This window comes from Nocardia sp. bgisy134 (assembly GCF_965341865.1).
Classification (GTDB): domain Bacteria; phylum Actinomycetota; class Actinomycetes; order Mycobacteriales; family Mycobacteriaceae; genus Nocardia.
On the sequence record NZ_CBDQZP010000001.1, the window covers coordinates 108,367 to 124,288 of the forward strand.

A 15,922-nucleotide genomic window follows, 5' to 3' on the forward strand; every position below is an offset into this window, starting at 1 on the left:
TCGTCGGACGCGATGGTCAGCTGGGAGCGGGTGCTCGCGGTTCCGTACGTCCGTCCCGGATCGCTTGCGCCACCTCTTCCACGGCCGTGCGCACTGTCGCACCGTACTCGTCGTCACCGAGCGTGCGCAGGCAACCGCGGGCGGCTTCGATCTGACGCTCGGCGGCCTCGAACGAGGCGAGGCGGCGGTAGTTGTCGGCGAGGTTCAGGTGCAGCGAGGGGTAGAAACCGCGCACGTTCAGTCCCGCGTGGTGGCGGCGCACGCGCTCGTCGGTGAGGCTGTCCGCGGCGTCGAGTGCGCGGATGTCCCAGGTGAGGGCCTGCGCGGCGTCGTCGTGCAGGTCGGCGAGGTAGTGCGCGAGGGTGCAGCGGTGCAGTGGATCGCCCTGCGGGCCGAGTTCGGTCCACAGCTCGGTCAGCATGGTGCGTGCGGTGTCGCGGTCGCCCGCGCGGCCGAGCCCGACCGCGCGGGCGATGGCGTCCATGGTGGTGTCGGTTGGATCGGTCATCGGTCGTCCTCCGTGGTCGGTACGAATGTGGGCATGACGAGGGTGGTGAGATCGCCGTCGGTCGCCGAACGGACGACGACCGGTTGGTCGGGGGCGGCGAGGTCGAACATCAGGTCCGGCCCGATCGCGCTCGCGACGGCGGGGCGCAGCACCGTCGAACGGAACGCGAGATCCATCGGTGCGCCGGTGATCACGGCGGGCAGCCGGGTGGCGGTGACGGCGCCGGAGACCGCGAGCCCGGCCCCGTCGACGGCGCAGACGACGCTCTCGTCCGTGGCCGTCTCCAGCAGGTCGAGCAGCGCGGCGCGGGCAACCAGCACCCGGGTGCGCACGGTGGGCAGTCCGTCGAGCACCGCTCGGTACTCGGGGAAGGGCTCTCCGATTCCGGCGCAGTCGTGCTCGGTGTCGCCGGAGGTGAGCGCGAGGCCGGATTCGCGCGGCGCGAGGACGACCTCCTCGATCGAGTCCAGCCACGGGCGCAGCGACGCCAGCGTCGCGGCCCCGATCACCGCTGTCCACGCGCCGCCGTTCCGCAGCGGTGCCACGGTGCGCGTCGACAGCCGGTACCGGTCGGTGGCAGTGAGCGTCAGCGCGGTCGAATCCGCCTCCACCAGGATGCCGGTGAGTACCGGGGCCGAGTCGTCGACCGCCGCGGCCGCGCCCACTTGCGCGATGGCGCGCGCCAATTCGGCCGCGGGCACCGCCGTGCCGTGCCCCGCGCCGAGAGTCCGCTTGACCTGCGCCGCGACCCGCGCGGCCGCCTTCGCCCGCCGTTCCAGCACCGCGACGTGCGCGTCGAGCAACCGTTCGGCGCGGTCCGGGTCGGCCGCGAGCACCTCGGTGATGGCCTCCAGCGACAAGTCGATGCCGCGCAGCCGCCGGATCAGCACCGCCCGCTCGCACTGCGAGCGCGTGTAATACCGGTATCCGGTCGCCGCGTCGACCTCGGTGGGCGTGAGCAGCCCGCAGTCGGCGTAGAACCGCAGCGCGCTCGTGGTCAGGCCGCTGGCCCGCGCCAGCGCCCCGATGGTGATCAACTCCTCGACCCTGGAACTCCGCACCGGGCCATCATGGAGTCTCAACCAACGTGAAGGTCAACCGCGCCCAGCCAACCGGGTCGCCGTACCCGCTCGATCAGACCGGGTACGGCTCCCGACACGACCAGCACCGTTAGATGTGATCCTGCGGCCGAAGAACAACAGCTCCCCGGTCCTCGGGCAGATCTTGGGATGGGCGGTCATCGGAGTACGCAGCGCGTCCGCGAAAGTGAACGGTCCGACGGTCTCCAATTCCGGGCTGATCTCATAGGGAAAGCCGCCTTCCTCGAGCGCCAGCAGCCGGCCCGCGTGCGCGACCACGTGGGTGTTGGCAGTGGTGACGCGGTAGTCCAGCTTCCCGGTGTCGGCGTCGACGGTCAGCGCGAGCCTGGACTGCGCGGGATGCGCGAACAAGGGGGTTCGCACGTACCGGTTGCGATACCAGCGAGCCTGTCCGTCCCGCAGCGCCACCGCGTGGATCATGCCGTCGCCCGAGAAGTAGTGCGGCGACCAGCCCGTGCGCGGATTGGGGCCGTTGCGCAGATACACCCCGTTCAAATCTTCGGGAACGGTCCCGATCACCGTGGCCGGTTGCACTGTCACCTCGTCGGTGATCGGCGCATTGTTTCCCGAAAGGTGCAAGGGCGGATCGGTGTTGGGCGGGGTCGTCATGAGCTGCTCTCCTGTTCTCAGTAGGCGGCCCAAGCTTGCGGCGACGATCCGCGAAGAAACAGTCTTGTTCTTGCCGCCGCCCTCAGCCGGTCGAAGAAGACGCAGCGCAACGGCGATGAAATTGACACCGCGCCCGTCTCATGCCCGGTGCACCGGCCCGTGCGGCTCGGCGCAGTGCAGATCCGCGCGCGGCGCGGTCGGATCGGACACGTGGTCCACCTGCAACGTCGTGTGCTCCAGGCCGAACTCCGCCAGCAGCACCCGCTCGATCCCCAGCCGCACGGCGTGGCAGTCGGACCGGTCGTCGACCAGGATGTGCGCCGACAGCGAGGGCTCGCCCGAGGTGATCACCCAGACGTGCAGGTCGTGTACCTCGCTGACCTGCGGGATGGTGACGATGCGCGCGCCGATGGCATCGGGATCGAGGTGTGCGGGCGCGGCCTCCAAGAAGATCCGCCCCGATTCGCGGACCAGCGCCCAGCCTGCCTTCAGCATCAGCGCGGCGACCACCAGCGCCGCGATGGCGTCGGCGCGGGGATAACCGGCAAGCCACACCACCGCGCCCGCGATGGCCGTGCCGATGAAGGCGTACATGTCGTTGAGGATGTGCTGGAAGGCGCCTTCGACATTGAGGCTGGTGCGGTTGGCGCGGCTGATGCACCACGCGGCGACGACGTTGACGACGATGCCGACCAGCGCGGTGACGAAGACCAGCGGGCCTGCCACGTCCGGCGGGTGGATCAGCCGGTCCACGCCTTCGTAGACGAACCACGCCGCCAGCAGCAGCAGGGTGATGCCGTTGGCTTGCGCCGACAGGATCTCCGCGCGCTTGTAGCCGTAGGTGTAGCGGCCGCGCGCGGGGCGCTTGGACAGCCGGATGGCGATGAGCGCGAGGACGATCGATGCGGCGTCGGTGAGCATGTGCGCGGCGTCGGTGATCAGCGCCAGCGACTGCGCCAGCAGGCCGACCACCACCTCGGCCGCCATGAACGCGAGGATCAGGGCGAGCGCGATGCTCAGCCAGCGCGGGTCCGAGTCCGCGGACACGCCGTGATCGTGGTGGTGCCCGCCGCCGTGGTCGTGGCTGTGATCATGGGAGTGCCGGAGCTCATCGGCGCACTCGCGTTCCCGCGTCGTGCTGTCCGCCGGTCGCGCCGGGTGCCGCGGCGACACGCAGTGATCTCCCATGAGCGAACGTCCCTTCCACGTCGGATGGCTGCCGCGCCACAGCCTAGCCTATCTTGCAGACATGCGCATGTCTGCATTTATTTGGAGGTGTAGGAGGGTTGCCGGGCGGGTACCCGCATCCGGCGTACCGCCGCGGTGCGCAACTGTGATCATGTGCAGTGCACTGTCGTTCGGACCTGCGGTTACGATGCGGACGGCGCCTAGCGGGTGATCGGCGACACCACCCGTTCGGTGCGAGCCTTCCCGGTCGCGGAAGGCCGGCTCGTGGACACAAAGGGGTATGCGATGGACAGGCCGGCGTGGGCGCCCGAGGGCGTGGATATGCAGCAGGCGAGCCCGGCACGCATGTACGACGCGCTGCTCGGCGGCTCGCATAATTTCGAGGTCGACCGCAAGGCCGCCGACTTGGGCAAGCGGCTGGTGCCCGATCTGCCGCTGGTCGCGCTGAGCAACCGCGCGTTCCTGCGCAGGGCGGTGCGCTTCCTGGTGGACGCGGGCATACGCCAGTTCCTCGACATCGGCTCGGGCATCCCGACGGCGGGCAACGTGCACGAGGTGGCGCAGCGGCTCGACCCGGAGATCCGGGTGCTCTACGTCGACATCGATCCGGTCGCCGTCGCGCACTCGAAGGCGATCCTGCGCGACAACGACCGCGCCGCGGCGATCGAAGCGGATCTGCGCAAGCCGGAGGAACTGCTCGGCAAGGTCCGCGAGACCGGATTGATCGATTTCGACCAGCCCGTCGGGCTGCTGCTGGTCGCGGTGCTGCACCTGCTCTCCGACGAGGACGCGCCCGCCGCGAAGGTCGCCGCGATGCGCGCCGCCGTGCCGAGCGGTTCCTTCGTGGCGATCTCGCACCTGACCTCGGAGCTGCGGCCCGAGGACGCCGCGCAGCTCGGTGCGAACGCGGCACAGCAGAGCAAGGTCGGGATTCACTTCCGCTCCGCCCCTGCCATCGCGGCTATGTTCGACGGATGGGACCTGGTGGAGCCGGGTGTGGTGGAACTACCCGCCTGGCGCCCGGAATCCGAGCGCGATCTCCACGAGGCGCCCGGCCGATCACTCGGTCTGGCCGGACTCGGTCACAAGGTCTGAGGCCGGAACTGTCGAGGGCGCCGGTCGGACGGGCAGGAGGTCGCGGGTAGTGGGTCTGCGCGAGCTGGCGTTGCGATGGGCGGACGCGCTGGACGGCGTCGTCGCACCCACGCTCACGCGGACCGAGACCGAGGCGATGCTCGCCGACCTGTCCGAGCTCCTTGTCGCCGCCATCCGCGGCGACGGCGATCTGCGCGACGCCCACGACGCGGCCGTGGTGCTGGTGGCCGCGAACTACCGCGACCCGCTGATGGTCAGCCGTTCGATCGCGGTGATCTGCCACGACATGGTCGAGGAGATCTGCGCCCCCGGCGACGCGGACTACGACCGGGTGCGCGATCGCGCGGTGGCCGTGGCCGCCGAGTTCGCCTCCGGTTGCACCGGCGCCTTGCGTGCGGCCGCGCTGGTCGAGCAGGAGACGACCCTCGGCGCGGCGCTGGCCGCAGCACGGGACGCCGAAGCGCGGCGCCAGCTTTCGGAGGCGAGGTTCGAGGCCGTGTTCGCGGGCGCCTCGGTCGGCATCGGCACCGTCGACGTCACCGGGCGCGTGCTCGCGGTGAACGCCGCCTTCGCCGAGATGCTCGGCCTGCCGCAGGAGCACATGCCGGGGCGCGCGGTGGCCGAGCTGCTCGGGCCCGCCAACATCGGGCACGCCTACGGACGGTTCCGGAGCATGCTGGCGGGCGAGACCGATCGCTTCCGCCTGGAGACCACGCACGTGCGCCCGGACGGCGGACTTGCTCACATCGACCTGTCGATGTCGGCGGTGCGCGACGCGGACAGGCGCATCCAGTTCCTGATCGGCGTGGCGGTGGACGTCACCGAGCGCAAGCAGCTGTCCGACCGGCTCTGGCACGACGCTCACCACGACAATCTGACCGGGCTGCCCAATCGGCTGCTCTTCTTCGATCGGCTGGCGAGCGCGGTGCCGCCGATCGGTCTGTGCTACCTGGATCTGGACGGCTTCAAAACGGTCAACGACGAATGGGGACACACCGTCGGCGACCGGGTGCTGCACGAGGTGGCGCAACGCTTGCGTGCCGCCGCCGAATCGCTCGGCGGACTGACCGCCCGCATCGGCGGCGACGAGTTCATCGTGCTGGTCGAGCGCTGCGCGGGGGAGCCGCAGCTGACCGCGGTCGCCGACGAACTGCGCGCCGCGCTGGCGACGCCGTTGTGGGTGGCAGGTCATCCGGTGCACGTCGGCGCCAGCGTCGGCACCGTGTTCGTGGTGGACCGGCCGAGCGCGATCGACGCGCTCATGCACGCGGTGGACACCGCCATGTATCGCGACAAGACGGGCCGTTCGCCGCGCGGACCGTAGACGGCCTGACGTCTCAGGCGATGTCCGCGACGGGTTCGGCCAGCGAGCTGTCCCCGGCCGCGGCGATCACCGCGCCGTGCTCACTGATCAGCCAGCGCCCGCACACACAGCGCAGATAGCTGATCTCGCCGTGCGCGGACACGACCGTGGGGGAGGGCCAGGAGCAGGAAGGGCAGATGGCGGACATGCCCTCAGCCTGATGTAATGGCTTTGTGCATTTCAACCCTTACGGCGGCACGGCCGCCGAGCTGGCCGCACGCCTGGTGAACGCCGACCCGGACGCGGACCTGCTCGCGGTGCTGGACGCGGCGGGATACAAGCCGCTGGGGTCGCTCGACGCGCGGCAGACCGCCGAATTGCGCCGCTGGATCGCGCGGCTCGGCGAGGTCTTCGACGCGCCCTCGGTACCGCAGCTCAACGCGTTGCTGGCGGAAACGACCAGTCGCCCATACATTTCGACGCACGACGGCCGCGCGCCGCATCTGCACTACGCCCATGAGGACGCGCCGACCGACGAGCGGGTGAAGGCCTACACGGCCGCCGGGCTCGCGGCCCTGTTCTGCGAAGACCCCGACCGCATCGGCCGCTGCGCGCGGCCGGGCTGCGCGCAGGTGTTCGTGGACACCTCACGCAACGGGCGGCGTCGCTTCTGCTCGACTCGCTGCTCGAATCGAGTGCACGTGGCCGACCACCGTATGCGGCGCTCGGCGTGAGCAGGCCGATTCGCGCGACCGGATGCCGCGCGCGTCGTTGGGCTCAGTTGGTGACAACGGGTCCGTGCAGCCGGAAGTGCGGATGCTCCTCGGCGCGCATCCAGCGCCCGTAGGTCGCCTGGCCCGTGTCGTCGTCGCGCTGGATCGGGCTGACCCAGGTGCGGCGCGGAATCTGGCCGCCGCTGCGCGGGCCGTGCGCGACCAGCGGGACCTGCCTGGCCACCAGGTAGTAGTCCTCGTCGGAGTGGGTCTCCGGGAGGTATTCGCACAGTTGCTCGGCGGCGTCGCCGAGATCGGCGCCCGCCACCACGCCGTGGCGCGGACTGGGCCCGTCGGCCTCGACGACGACGGCCGAGACCGTCCACATGCGATTGCCCGGCAAACGGGCAGCGGGCCCGTCCGGGTCGGTGGCGGTGCGATGACGCGGTTCGGTGGTGTCTGCCGCCTCGGCCGCGTACGCGCTCTCGATCATCCTGCACCTCCGGGTGTGGGCCGCGGGTCGGCCGGACCGAAAGGGCTGTAATCGATCATCTTGCCTCCCAACGTAATCAGAAGAGAACAGCCGGTCATAGGTCGGGACATCTTGTGTCCGGGGTCAATTCGGCAATTCGGAGGAGAACTGACCTACAAAACAGTGTATAGCCCCCGCGCGGACGCCGTGGCCGAACCGTCCGGTTGACGTGGTGAAACACGTTCCCCGGCATGATGATTCAACCGTCGAGCGGCTTTCCGGCGTTACAGGCGGCGGGGGTGCGCCGAATCGGCAAATCGCAGGCAATTGGCGTGTGTGATCGAACGTGTTCGGTTCTCCGCGCGTTCGTGCGCGATTACGCGGTGCCGTTGAGCCGCCCGGCCACCGCGGGCAGTCGATCGATCATCGCGATGGTGAAATCCGCGAGCAGATCGATCAGGCCGTCTCGGTCGACGTCCAGTCCGCCGTCCAGCCAGACGAGCACCAGTTCGGCGGCTCCGCCGGTGATGAGCTGGGAGGTCGCCGCGACCGCGGCGTCCTGACCCTCGGGCAGGTCGAGGACGATGCGGGTTTGCTCGATGATCGTCGCGGCGACGCTGCGCATGCCCGCGAAACGGGTGCGCATCAGCACCTCGTCGCCGTAGGCCTGCGCGAAGACGATCTTGGCCCGGCGCGGGTCGTCGGTGAGTTCGGTGATCAGCGCGGCCACCCCGGCGCGGATGCGCCGCGCGGGCGCGCCCTCGGTCTCGGCGATGGCCGTGCGGGCCCGGTCGAGCGCCGAACGCTGCACTGCGAGCAGCAGTTCGGAGGCCAGCGCGCCCAGGTCGGGGAACGCCTCGTAGAAGAACCGGGGGCCGACTTTGGCCTGTTCGCAGACCCCGCGCACGGTCAGCGCCGCGAGGCCCTGGGTGCCGACGATGGCGAGCGCGGCGTCGAGCAGGCGCCTGCGCCGATCCTCGCGGCGCTCGGCGCTGGACACCCCGCGATAGGTGCCGGTGAATGCTCGGGTCACCCGGCCAGCTTGGCACAGCACAAGTTGGGAAACAAACGTATACGGAAACGTACGTTTCCTATATGGTCGATGCATCGCAGCGTCGCGAAGGGAATGGGACCATGAGTCTTCTCGTGCCACAACGAGTCAGTGCGGTGTCCGACGGGGCCCGGCAGCTGCGGACCCAGCTGTCGTGGCGGGTCCAGCGGGTCGGCGTCCGTTTCGTGCAGCACTATCCGACCAGGGTGCGGACGCTGGCCGAACCGCCCGCGGGCAGCGGGCTGCGGCCGACTCTCGGCGACTTCGGACCGCCCGGCATCGGATACACGCTGCACACCCTCGCGGACCCGATCGAGTTCGCGCGCAAGCGTTTCGAACGGTTCGGCCCGGTGCAGTGGATGGGCGTCCTCGGCAGGCCGGTGGTGACCGTCGGAAGCCCGGAGGCGTTCGAGGTCGTCATGCTGGACCGGGACAAGGTCTTCTCTGCGCAACGCGGCTGGGAGTTCCTCATCGGCCCGTTCTTCCGCGGCGGGCTGCTGCTGCGCGATTTCGACGAGCACATGTTCCATCGCCGGATCATGCAGCAGGCCTTCACCCGGCCACGCCTGGTCGGCTACCTCGACCTGACCACGCCGCTGCTGCGCGCAGGCATCGAGAAGTGGCGTCCGGCCCCGGATTTCCCGGTCTACAGCGCCATCAAGAAGCTGCTGCTGCAACAGGCCACCGAGGTGTTCGCGGGCGCCGCGCTCGGTGCGGAGGGCGACCGGCTCGAGCGCGCCTTCGAGGACGCGGTGCACGGCGGGAAGGCGCTGGTGCGCGCCAACCTGCCCGGCGGTGTGTGGGCGCGCGGGCTGCGCGGGCGCCGGGTGCTCGAGGAGTACTTCCGCCGCGAGCTCCCGGTCAAGCGCGCGGGCGAGGGCAACGACCTGTTCAGCGTGCTGTGCCGGGCCAGCACCGTCGAGGGCCACGCCTTCACCGACGAGGAGGTCGTCCAGCACATGATCTTCGTGATGATGGCCGCCCACGACACCAGCACCATCGCCTCCGCCATGCTCGTCCACGAACTGGGCAGGCATCCCGAGTGGCAGGACCGGCTGCGGGCGGAATCCCGTGCGCTGGGCAAGGTTTCGCTCGGCTACGACGATCTGGATCGGCTGCCCGCGCTGGACATGGCGTTCAAGGAGGCGCTGCGGATGTACGCGCCGGTCGCCCAGCAGGCCCGCGAGACCTTGCGCGACACCGAGATTCTCGGCCACTACGTGCCGCGCGGAACGCTGATCATGTGCGGCCTGTACGCGATGATGCGCACCGACGCATTCTGGCGCGACGCGCACGCGTTCGATCCCGAGCGGTTCGCGCCGGAGCGCCGCGAGGACAAGGCGCACCGCTTCGCCTGGTCGCCGTTCGGCGGCGGGGCGCACAAGTGCATCGGACTGTACTTCGGCGGGATGACGGTGAAAGCCGTGCTGCACCAGATGCTGCTCGAGTACCGCTGGACGGTGCCCGCCGGTTACCGGGTGCCGCTGGTGGCGGGGACCGGCCCGACGCCCGCCGACGGATTGCCCGTCCGGCTCGAACGGATCGGGCGGTGAGGCTCGCGGCCGATCGCGGCCGGTGCGAAGGGCACGGCATGTGCGAGGCGCTCGCGCCCGCGCTGTTCCGCGTCGGCGCGGACGGTGTCGTCGCGCCGCTGGTCGACTCGGTGTCCCCGGCGGACGCCGAGGTGGTGGCGCTGGCCGTCGACAGCTGTCCCGTCCAGGCGTTACGGTGGGCAGAGGATTGATTGTGATCGACGAACAAGTGGCTGAACTCGCGAAACCGTCCCTCGGAGGTCCGTACGAGGAGGCTCATGAGCGAGCCGGATGAAGCTGCGTCGTCGAGTGCCGGACGCGTGATCACGCGCCGCACGATGCTCGGCTGGGCGACCACGACCGCCCTCGTCCTTGCCGCGTGCGGCCGCGACGACGAGGGTGCCGCCGCCACGAGCGAAGCCGCCGTCATCGCGGAAGACGCCTACGCCTTCGGCTATCCGCTGGTGCTGATGCACGAGACGCGGGATGCGGCGCTGAAGAGCACACCGGTCAACCACTTCCAGCACTCCGACGCGCTGCCGACGCCGGAGCGGCGCGACATAGTGCGGTTGAACGTGGACACCCTGTACTCCAGCGCCTGGCTCGATCTCTCCCGCGGTCCCATGACGTTGCAGGTCCCGGCGGTGAACCCGGGCCGCTTCTGGCTGATGCAGGTCATGGACGCGTGGACCAACACCGTCCACAATCCGAGCAGCGTGCGCCCGCAGGTGCGGCCGGGGGCGCGCACGCCGCCGTTCAGCTACGTGATCACCGGCCCGAACTGGTCCGGCGCGCTGCCCGAGGAGTTGACCCCGCTGCCGATGCCGACGCCCACCGTGTGGGTACTCGGCCGCATCCAGGTCGACGGCGTCGACGACATCCCCGCCGTGCGCGCGATCCAGCGGGATTTGCGGCTGGCCTCGCTGGACGACTGGGTCGCGGGGCGGCCCGTGCCCGTCGAGCCGATCCGGCCCGCACCGTCGCGGCCGCCCGCCGAGCAAGTCACCGAGATGGACGCCAGGAAGTTCTACGACCGGCTCTGCACGCTGATGGACACCGATCCGCCCGCGCTCGCCGACGCACCGGCGATGGCGCGGTTCGCCGAGATCGGGATCGAGCCGGGCGGCCGGGTGACGGGACTCTCGGACGCGGCCCTCACGACCGCGGCCACCGATGCGAAACGGACGATCGGCGTCTATGTCGACCCGCAGACCCGGTTGGACAACGGCTGGACCTTCGATCCGACAGCGGGCGAGTACGGCACCGACTACCTGCACCGTGCCGCGACGGCGGACAAGGGGCTGGGCTCCAACCTGGCCGAGGACGCGATCTATCCCACCTTCTTCGAAACGGCGGACACCGACGGCACGCCCAAGCGGTTCCGGCTGCGTTTCGCGCCGGGACAGACCCCGCCCGTCGACGCGTTCTGGTCGCTCACCGCGTACGGTGCGGACGGCTTCCTGGTGCCCAATCCGGCGGGCATCTATGCGGTCGGCCATCAGGAGCCGGTCGTGCCGGGACCGGACGGCGCGGTCGAGCTGGCGATTCAGCACCGGAATCCGGGACCCGCGGTGCGACAGGGCAATTGGCTGCCCATCCCGGCGGACGGCGAGTTCTCGCTCATCATGCGGCTGTACGCGCCGCGGCCCGAGGCGATCGACGGTCGCTGGCAGCTGCCCGCCGTCACGACTGCCACGTGAGCGGAGACCGCTTCGCGCTGCATACCGTCCGGGCTGCGTAGGCTGGTCGAGACCCGCCCGCCGATCCGCGACCGGAGCGCCTCGTGACCGATCCCAGTCCCTTCCCGTTGCGTGCGAGCGAGCGTGCGGCGCTCGACCGAGTCACCGAGCTGGCCGCCGAATTCGCCGCCGTCGCAGCCGATTACGACGAACGCGCGGAGATCGCGGTCGCGCATCTCACGGCGTTGCACGAGGCCGGGGTCGATCGCGCGGCGCTGCCGGAGTGGGTCGGCGGGACGGGACTGAGCTACCGGGCGTTCGGGCAGCTGGTGCGCACGCTGGCGAAGGCCGACCCCTCCACCGCGACCATCTGGACCATGCACGCGGGCGCGGGCGTGGCGCTGGCCGAGATCACCGCGGACACGCTGGGCTCGTTCTTCGCCGAGGAGTTCCTGGCGGGCAAGCGATTCGCGAACGCGCTCTCCGAACCCGCCAGCGGCAACCGGTTCCTCCAGCCGCAACAGGAGGCCGTGCCCGCGCCGGGCGGTTGGGAACTGACCGGCGCCAAGCGCTTCGTCTCCGGCGCGGAGATCGCCGACTATCTGCTGGTCAACGCCCTGGTCGACGGAGCGCCGACGTTCTTCGGCCTGGCTCCGGACGCCACGGTGTCGATCATCCCGATCTGGGACACCCTCGGGCTGCGCGCCACCCGCAGCCAGCTGCTGTCCTTCGAGCGGACCGTGCTGCGCGCCGAATACCGCGGCCGTCGGCCCGACGCCGGTGATTTCGCGGTGATCCCCGCCGGGCTGCCCGCCCTCTCGCTCGGCATCGCCGACGCGGCGCTGGACGCCTTGGTCGAGCACGCCAGGTCGCGGGTGATTCTCGGCGCGCCGCTGTCGCACCAGCAGTGGGTGCAGCACGAGGCCGCCGACGCGCAGACCAGGCTGGCCGCGGCGCACGCGCTGTACGAGCAGGCACTGTGGCAGGCGGACAACGGGATTCCGGCCTTCCTGCCGACGCTGGGGCGGGCCAAGTACCTCGCCAACAAGGTGGCTGTCGACGTCGCGCAGCTCGGCGTCCGGGTCGGCGGCGCGTCCGGATATCTCAAGCGCTCGCCCATTCAGCGGCATCTGCGCGACGCCGAGGCGGGTCAGCTCATGGCGTACTCGACCGAGGTGCTGGCCGGCGTCATCGGCAAGGAAGTACTCGGCGTCACCGACTGATCCGCCTGCGCCCCCACCGGATTCGCGTCACGGGGTGACGATGGCGAAGCCGGGATCCGGCTTGTCGAACAGTCCGGGCAGCTGCGCGAGCGCCGCCGCGTTGCCCTCGATACCGATCTCGCCGTCGCGCACCGCCGCCCGCAGATCGCCGCCCGCCACGAACGCCCGCAGCAGCGCGGGGCGGGTGAGCGTGATGGTGGCGTCCGGCGCGGGCAGCCCGTCGTCGGGGCGCCGGTCGTAGTGCACGAGCACCCCGTTGCGCAGTTCGGAGCGGTGCGTGCGATCGCCCTCGTCGCGGAAACGCCAGTCGATGACCAGCCGGGTGTCCCACGCCTTCGGCCCGTCCAGGCGCAGCGACATCGCGTCGAACGCCTGCTCCACGCTGAGCGCGCTCAGCAGGCCCGCGGAATTCGCTTGGGTGGGCGTGCCGAACGGGCCGTTGCGCAGTTCGTGCGCGCCGCTGAGGAAGAAATTGCGCCAGGTGGCGTTCTCGGATCCGTACGCGAGCTGTTCGAAAGCGCTGGCCTGCAAGTGTTTCGCGGTCGTGTCGGCCGGGTCGGCGAAGAGGGCGTAGTCGAGCAGTTGCACCGCCCAGCGATAGTCGCCCGCATCGTAGGCCCGCTGCGCCTTCTTCAGCACTTCCTTCGCGCCGCCCATCGCCTCGACGTGGCGCTCGGCGGACTCGACCGGCGGATGCTGCCACAGGTGCGCGGGATTGCCGTCGAACCAGCCCATGTACCGCTGGTAGATGGCTTTGACGTTGTGGCTGACCGAGCCGTAGTAGCCGTGCGTCGACCAGGATTTCGTCAGGCCGGGGGGCAGCTGCATCATCTCGGCGATCTCGGCCCCGACGTAGCCCTTGTTCAGCAGCCGCAGCGTCTGATCGTTGAGGTAGCCGTACAGATCGCGTTGCACCGAAAGGAATTCGACGATCCGGTCGGTGCCCCAGACCGGCCAGTGGTGGGAAGAGAACACCACATCGCTGGCGCGGCCGTAGCGATTGATCGATTCGGTGAGGTACTTCGACCATACGTGCGGATCCCGGACAAGGGCCCCGCGCAGCGTCACGATGTTGTGCATGGTGTGCGTGGCGTTCTCGGCCATGCACAGCGCCCTGCGGCCGGGGAAGTAGAAGTTCATCTCCGAGGGCGCCTCGGTGCCCGGCGTCAGCTGGAAGACCATGCGGACACCGTCGATCGTCTCCTCCTGATCGGTGCGGACGATGTCGACGGTGGGCGTGATCAGGGTGACGGTGCCGAGCGAGGTGGTCTGGCCGAGCCCGGCGCCGATCTGCCCCTTCGGGCCGCGCGGCAGGGCGGCGCCGTACATGTACGCCGCGCGGCGCGCCATCGCCGTTCCGGCGTAGATGTTCTCGGCGACAGCGTGTTCCAGGAAGCCGACGGGCGCGAGCACCGGGCAGCGGCCCGCGGCGACGTCCTGTTCGGTCGTCACGCCGAGCGCCCCGCCGAAGTGGTCGACGTGGGAGTGGCTGTAGATCAACCCGGTGACGGGGCGGTTCCCGCGGTGCGCGCGGTAGAGCGCCAGCCCGGCGGCCGCGGTCTCGGCCGAGATCAGCGGGTCGATCACGATGACGCCCGTGTCGCCCTCGACCAGCGTCATGTTCGACAGGTCGAGGCCGCGGATCTGGTAGAAGCCCGGCGCGATCTCGTACAGCCCCTGCTTCACGGTGAGCTGGGCTTGCCGCCACAAGCTCGGATGCGCGGACTGCGGGCAGGGTTCGCGCAGGAAACCATAGGAGTCGTCGTCCCACACCACCTTTCCCTGAGCGTCGGTGACGACGCCCGGGTCGAGCGCCGCGCGGAAGCCGCGGTCGGCGTCGGCGAAGTCGGCGGTGTCGGAGAAGGGCATGGTTTCGGCGGCCTGCCGGTTCGCGGCCAGGATGTGGTCGCTGGGGTCGGTCGGTGTGGCCGAGGGGCGCACCGGGTCGTCGTCCGCGCAGCCGCCGAGGCCGACGCCGACCCCGGCGGCGGCGAGCGCCGCGGCGCCGACGCCGAAGACGCCGCGCCGGGACACCCGCCGGGCCGCGGTCTCCTCGTTCTCCCGCTCGACCATGCACGCTCCTCGCTCGTCCCGTCGGCATGTGCCCGACAGCCGCCGTCCGTCGGCGTTCGGTCGACCATACGCACTATTACAGTGATACTGCAATAGTGATCTCGCCGCCGACTGCCGCCGACACCTTCCTGCCCGGTCGCCGCCGCAAGGGCGATCTGTGATCGGATGCGGTCATGGGTGAGGGCACAACCGGCGCGCGACGGCGCCGCAATCCGGAGCAGACCCGGGGCGCGATCATCGACGCCCTGCTGGCCGCAGTGAAAGAGGGCGTCTTCGCGCCGACGGCCAAGGACATCGCGCAGCGCGCGGGCGCCTCCGAGCGCAGCATCTTCGTCCACTTTCCCGGCATCGACGAGCTGCGCATCGCCGCCGTCGACCGGCAGTCCGAACAGGTCGAGGCCCTGATCCGGACCATCGACCCCGAACTACCGCTGGATACCCGCATCGATCTGGTCGTGGAGCAGAGCGCCGACATCTTCGCGCTCCAGCGCAACCCGCGGGTGCTCGGCCTGCTGGAATCGCACAGCCTGCCCGCGCTCGACGCGCGAATGCGACTGACCGACAGGCGTATTCGCGCCGCGCTCGCGCAGGCCTTCCGCGCCGAGCTGACCCGGTCCGGCGAACCCGACGAGCAGCTGCTCGACACGATCGACGCCACCGTCGGCTGGCCGTTCCGGCATCACCTGGTGGAACGGCGCGGACTCTCCCGCGCGGCCGCGTCCGCCGCCGTTCGGCGCGCCCTCGCGGCGCTGCTGCACGCGGACCATCCTGGGCGGTCCGATTTCGGGTAGTCCACTACTCAAGCGATCGCGGCTCGGGTGAGCAGAATCGGCGAGTGACAAGCTGTCCGAGATCAGGGGGTGCCGGATGTCCGACGATCACCAGGCGTTGTCGCCTGCTCCGCACAACGAGCCGCCGCTGCGCGGCTTCCACGCGCCGCCGCGACCCCGGTCGTGCCGGGTGCGCCCGCGCGGCGCGACGCCCGCGGTCGCCGGGGCGGGAGTGCAGCGTGCCGTCCGCGAGTCGCACGCGGCGGACCGGGACGAAATGGTCGTCTCGGCACGAAAGTTCGCCGAGCGCGCGTTGCGCATGACCCTGGAGGTGCTCGATCAGCGCAGGCCGATCGGCCAGCTGGCGTCCGTCGCGGACGGCGCGGTGGTGTCGGCGGTGCGCACCCTGATCGCCGGGGAGCTCGCGCCGGGACGCGGTTTGGGCGTCGCCGTCTTGGCGCGCGTCGCCGTGACGCCGGTCGACGCGCGCACCGCCGAAGTCTTCGCCGGGTACGACCGCGGGCAGCGGCGCTTCGCGCTGGCCGGGCGCATCGTCCACAGCCGCGCCTCGGGGTGGCGGGTGACCGCGCTGCGCGTCCGGTGAAC

The 15,922-nt window shown here is 70.5% G+C and carries 17 protein-coding genes; 9 read left to right on the forward strand and 8 right to left on the reverse strand.

Translation table 11 applies throughout. From position 1 onward, the window contains the following. Window positions 1-16: 16 nt before the first annotated feature. The 4 genes from ACRWNM_RS00505 to ACRWNM_RS00520 form a co-directional block, all read right to left on the reverse strand. Window positions 17-508 (reverse strand): hypothetical protein, encoded by a 492-nt coding sequence (locus ACRWNM_RS00505; protein ID WP_431962278.1) that lies wholly within the window; start codon window positions 506-508, stop codon window positions 17-19. Beyond that, on the reverse strand, window positions 505-1,569 hold the full coding sequence (locus ACRWNM_RS00510) for a MerR family transcriptional regulator (RefSeq protein WP_431962280.1): 1,065 nt from the start codon (window positions 1,567-1,569) through the stop codon (window positions 505-507). The genes ACRWNM_RS00505 and ACRWNM_RS00510 overlap by 4 nt, the downstream gene beginning before the upstream one ends. A gap of 33 nt (window positions 1,570-1,602) precedes the next feature. Continuing rightward, entirely contained in the window at window positions 1,603-2,217 is a 615-nt protein-coding gene (locus ACRWNM_RS00515; RefSeq protein WP_431962282.1) for a carotenoid oxygenase family protein, read from the reverse strand. A 138-nt stretch (window positions 2,218-2,355) separates the two neighbouring features. Continuing rightward, entirely contained in the window at window positions 2,356-3,264 is a 909-nt protein-coding gene (locus ACRWNM_RS00520) for a cation diffusion facilitator family transporter (protein WP_431962284.1), read from the reverse strand. A gap of 426 nt (window positions 3,265-3,690) precedes the next feature. Here ACRWNM_RS00520 and ACRWNM_RS00525 point away from each other — a divergent pair, with 426 nt between their 5' ends. Next, on the forward strand, window positions 3,691-4,500 hold the full coding sequence (locus ACRWNM_RS00525) for an SAM-dependent methyltransferase (protein WP_431962286.1): 810 nt from the start codon (window positions 3,691-3,693) through the stop codon (window positions 4,498-4,500). A gap of 49 nt (window positions 4,501-4,549) precedes the next feature. Continuing rightward, window positions 4,550-5,824, forward strand: a complete 1,275-nt coding sequence (locus tag ACRWNM_RS00530) for a diguanylate cyclase domain-containing protein (protein WP_431962288.1) — start codon at window positions 4,550-4,552, stop codon at window positions 5,822-5,824. 13 nt (window positions 5,825-5,837) lie between these two features. Here the strand turns inward: ACRWNM_RS00530 and ACRWNM_RS00535 are convergent, their stop codons facing one another. Beyond that, on the reverse strand, window positions 5,838-6,011 hold the full coding sequence (locus tag ACRWNM_RS00535; protein ID WP_431962290.1) for a hypothetical protein: 174 nt from the start codon (window positions 6,009-6,011) through the stop codon (window positions 5,838-5,840). 25 nt (window positions 6,012-6,036) lie between these two features. Here ACRWNM_RS00535 and ACRWNM_RS00540 point away from each other — a divergent pair, with 25 nt between their 5' ends. Then, on the forward strand, window positions 6,037-6,537 hold the full coding sequence (locus ACRWNM_RS00540) for a CGNR zinc finger domain-containing protein (RefSeq protein ID WP_431962292.1): 501 nt from the start codon (window positions 6,037-6,039) through the stop codon (window positions 6,535-6,537). A 43-nt stretch (window positions 6,538-6,580) separates the two neighbouring features. Here the strand turns inward: ACRWNM_RS00540 and ACRWNM_RS00545 are convergent, their stop codons facing one another. After that, on the reverse strand, window positions 6,581-7,009 hold the full coding sequence (locus ACRWNM_RS00545; protein WP_431962294.1) for a hypothetical protein: 429 nt from the start codon (window positions 7,007-7,009) through the stop codon (window positions 6,581-6,583). A 355-nt stretch (window positions 7,010-7,364) separates the two neighbouring features. Then, window positions 7,365-8,021: a TetR/AcrR family transcriptional regulator gene (locus tag ACRWNM_RS00550; protein ID WP_431962296.1), complete on the reverse strand. Its 657-nt coding sequence runs from the start codon at window positions 8,019-8,021 to the stop codon at window positions 7,365-7,367. A gap of 101 nt (window positions 8,022-8,122) precedes the next feature. On the opposite strand from ACRWNM_RS00550, the gene ACRWNM_RS00555 reads away from it, so the two are divergent. The 4 genes from ACRWNM_RS00555 to ACRWNM_RS00570 all read left to right on the forward strand — a co-directional run bounded on the left by ACRWNM_RS00555 (window position 8,123) and on the right by ACRWNM_RS00570 (window position 12,473). Next, the gene (locus ACRWNM_RS00555; RefSeq protein WP_431962298.1) at window positions 8,123-9,592 is read left to right on the forward strand and encodes a cytochrome P450; all 1,470 of its coding nucleotides are present in this window, start codon (window positions 8,123-8,125) and stop codon (window positions 9,590-9,592) included. After that, a complete protein-coding gene (locus ACRWNM_RS00560) occupies window positions 9,589-9,783 on the forward strand; it encodes a ferredoxin (protein ID WP_431962300.1) in 195 nt (64 codons plus the stop codon). Before ACRWNM_RS00555 ends, ACRWNM_RS00560 begins: the two co-directional genes overlap by 4 nt. A gap of 66 nt (window positions 9,784-9,849) precedes the next feature. After that, window positions 9,850-11,271: a DUF1254 domain-containing protein gene (locus tag ACRWNM_RS00565; protein ID WP_431962302.1), complete on the forward strand. Its 1,422-nt coding sequence runs from the start codon at window positions 9,850-9,852 to the stop codon at window positions 11,269-11,271. 83 nt (window positions 11,272-11,354) lie between these two features. Beyond that, window positions 11,355-12,473: an acyl-CoA dehydrogenase family protein gene (locus tag ACRWNM_RS00570; protein ID WP_431962304.1), complete on the forward strand. Its 1,119-nt coding sequence runs from the start codon at window positions 11,355-11,357 to the stop codon at window positions 12,471-12,473. 27 nt (window positions 12,474-12,500) lie between these two features. Here the strand turns inward: ACRWNM_RS00570 and ACRWNM_RS00575 are convergent, their stop codons facing one another. Next, window positions 12,501-14,342 (reverse strand): alkyl/aryl-sulfatase, encoded by a 1,842-nt coding sequence (locus tag ACRWNM_RS00575; RefSeq protein WP_431963538.1) that lies wholly within the window; start codon window positions 14,340-14,342, stop codon window positions 12,501-12,503. Window positions 14,343-14,719: 377 nt separating this feature from the next. On the opposite strand from ACRWNM_RS00575, the gene ACRWNM_RS00580 reads away from it, so the two are divergent. Both ACRWNM_RS00580 and ACRWNM_RS00585 read left to right on the forward strand, forming a co-directional pair. Then, on the forward strand, window positions 14,720-15,337 hold the full coding sequence (locus tag ACRWNM_RS00580) for a TetR/AcrR family transcriptional regulator (protein WP_431962306.1): 618 nt from the start codon (window positions 14,720-14,722) through the stop codon (window positions 15,335-15,337). 76 nt (window positions 15,338-15,413) lie between these two features. Further along, on the forward strand, window positions 15,414-15,920 hold the full coding sequence (locus ACRWNM_RS00585) for an Rv3235 family protein (RefSeq protein WP_431962308.1): 507 nt from the start codon (window positions 15,414-15,416) through the stop codon (window positions 15,918-15,920). The last annotated feature ends 2 nt before the right edge of the window (window positions 15,921-15,922 follow it).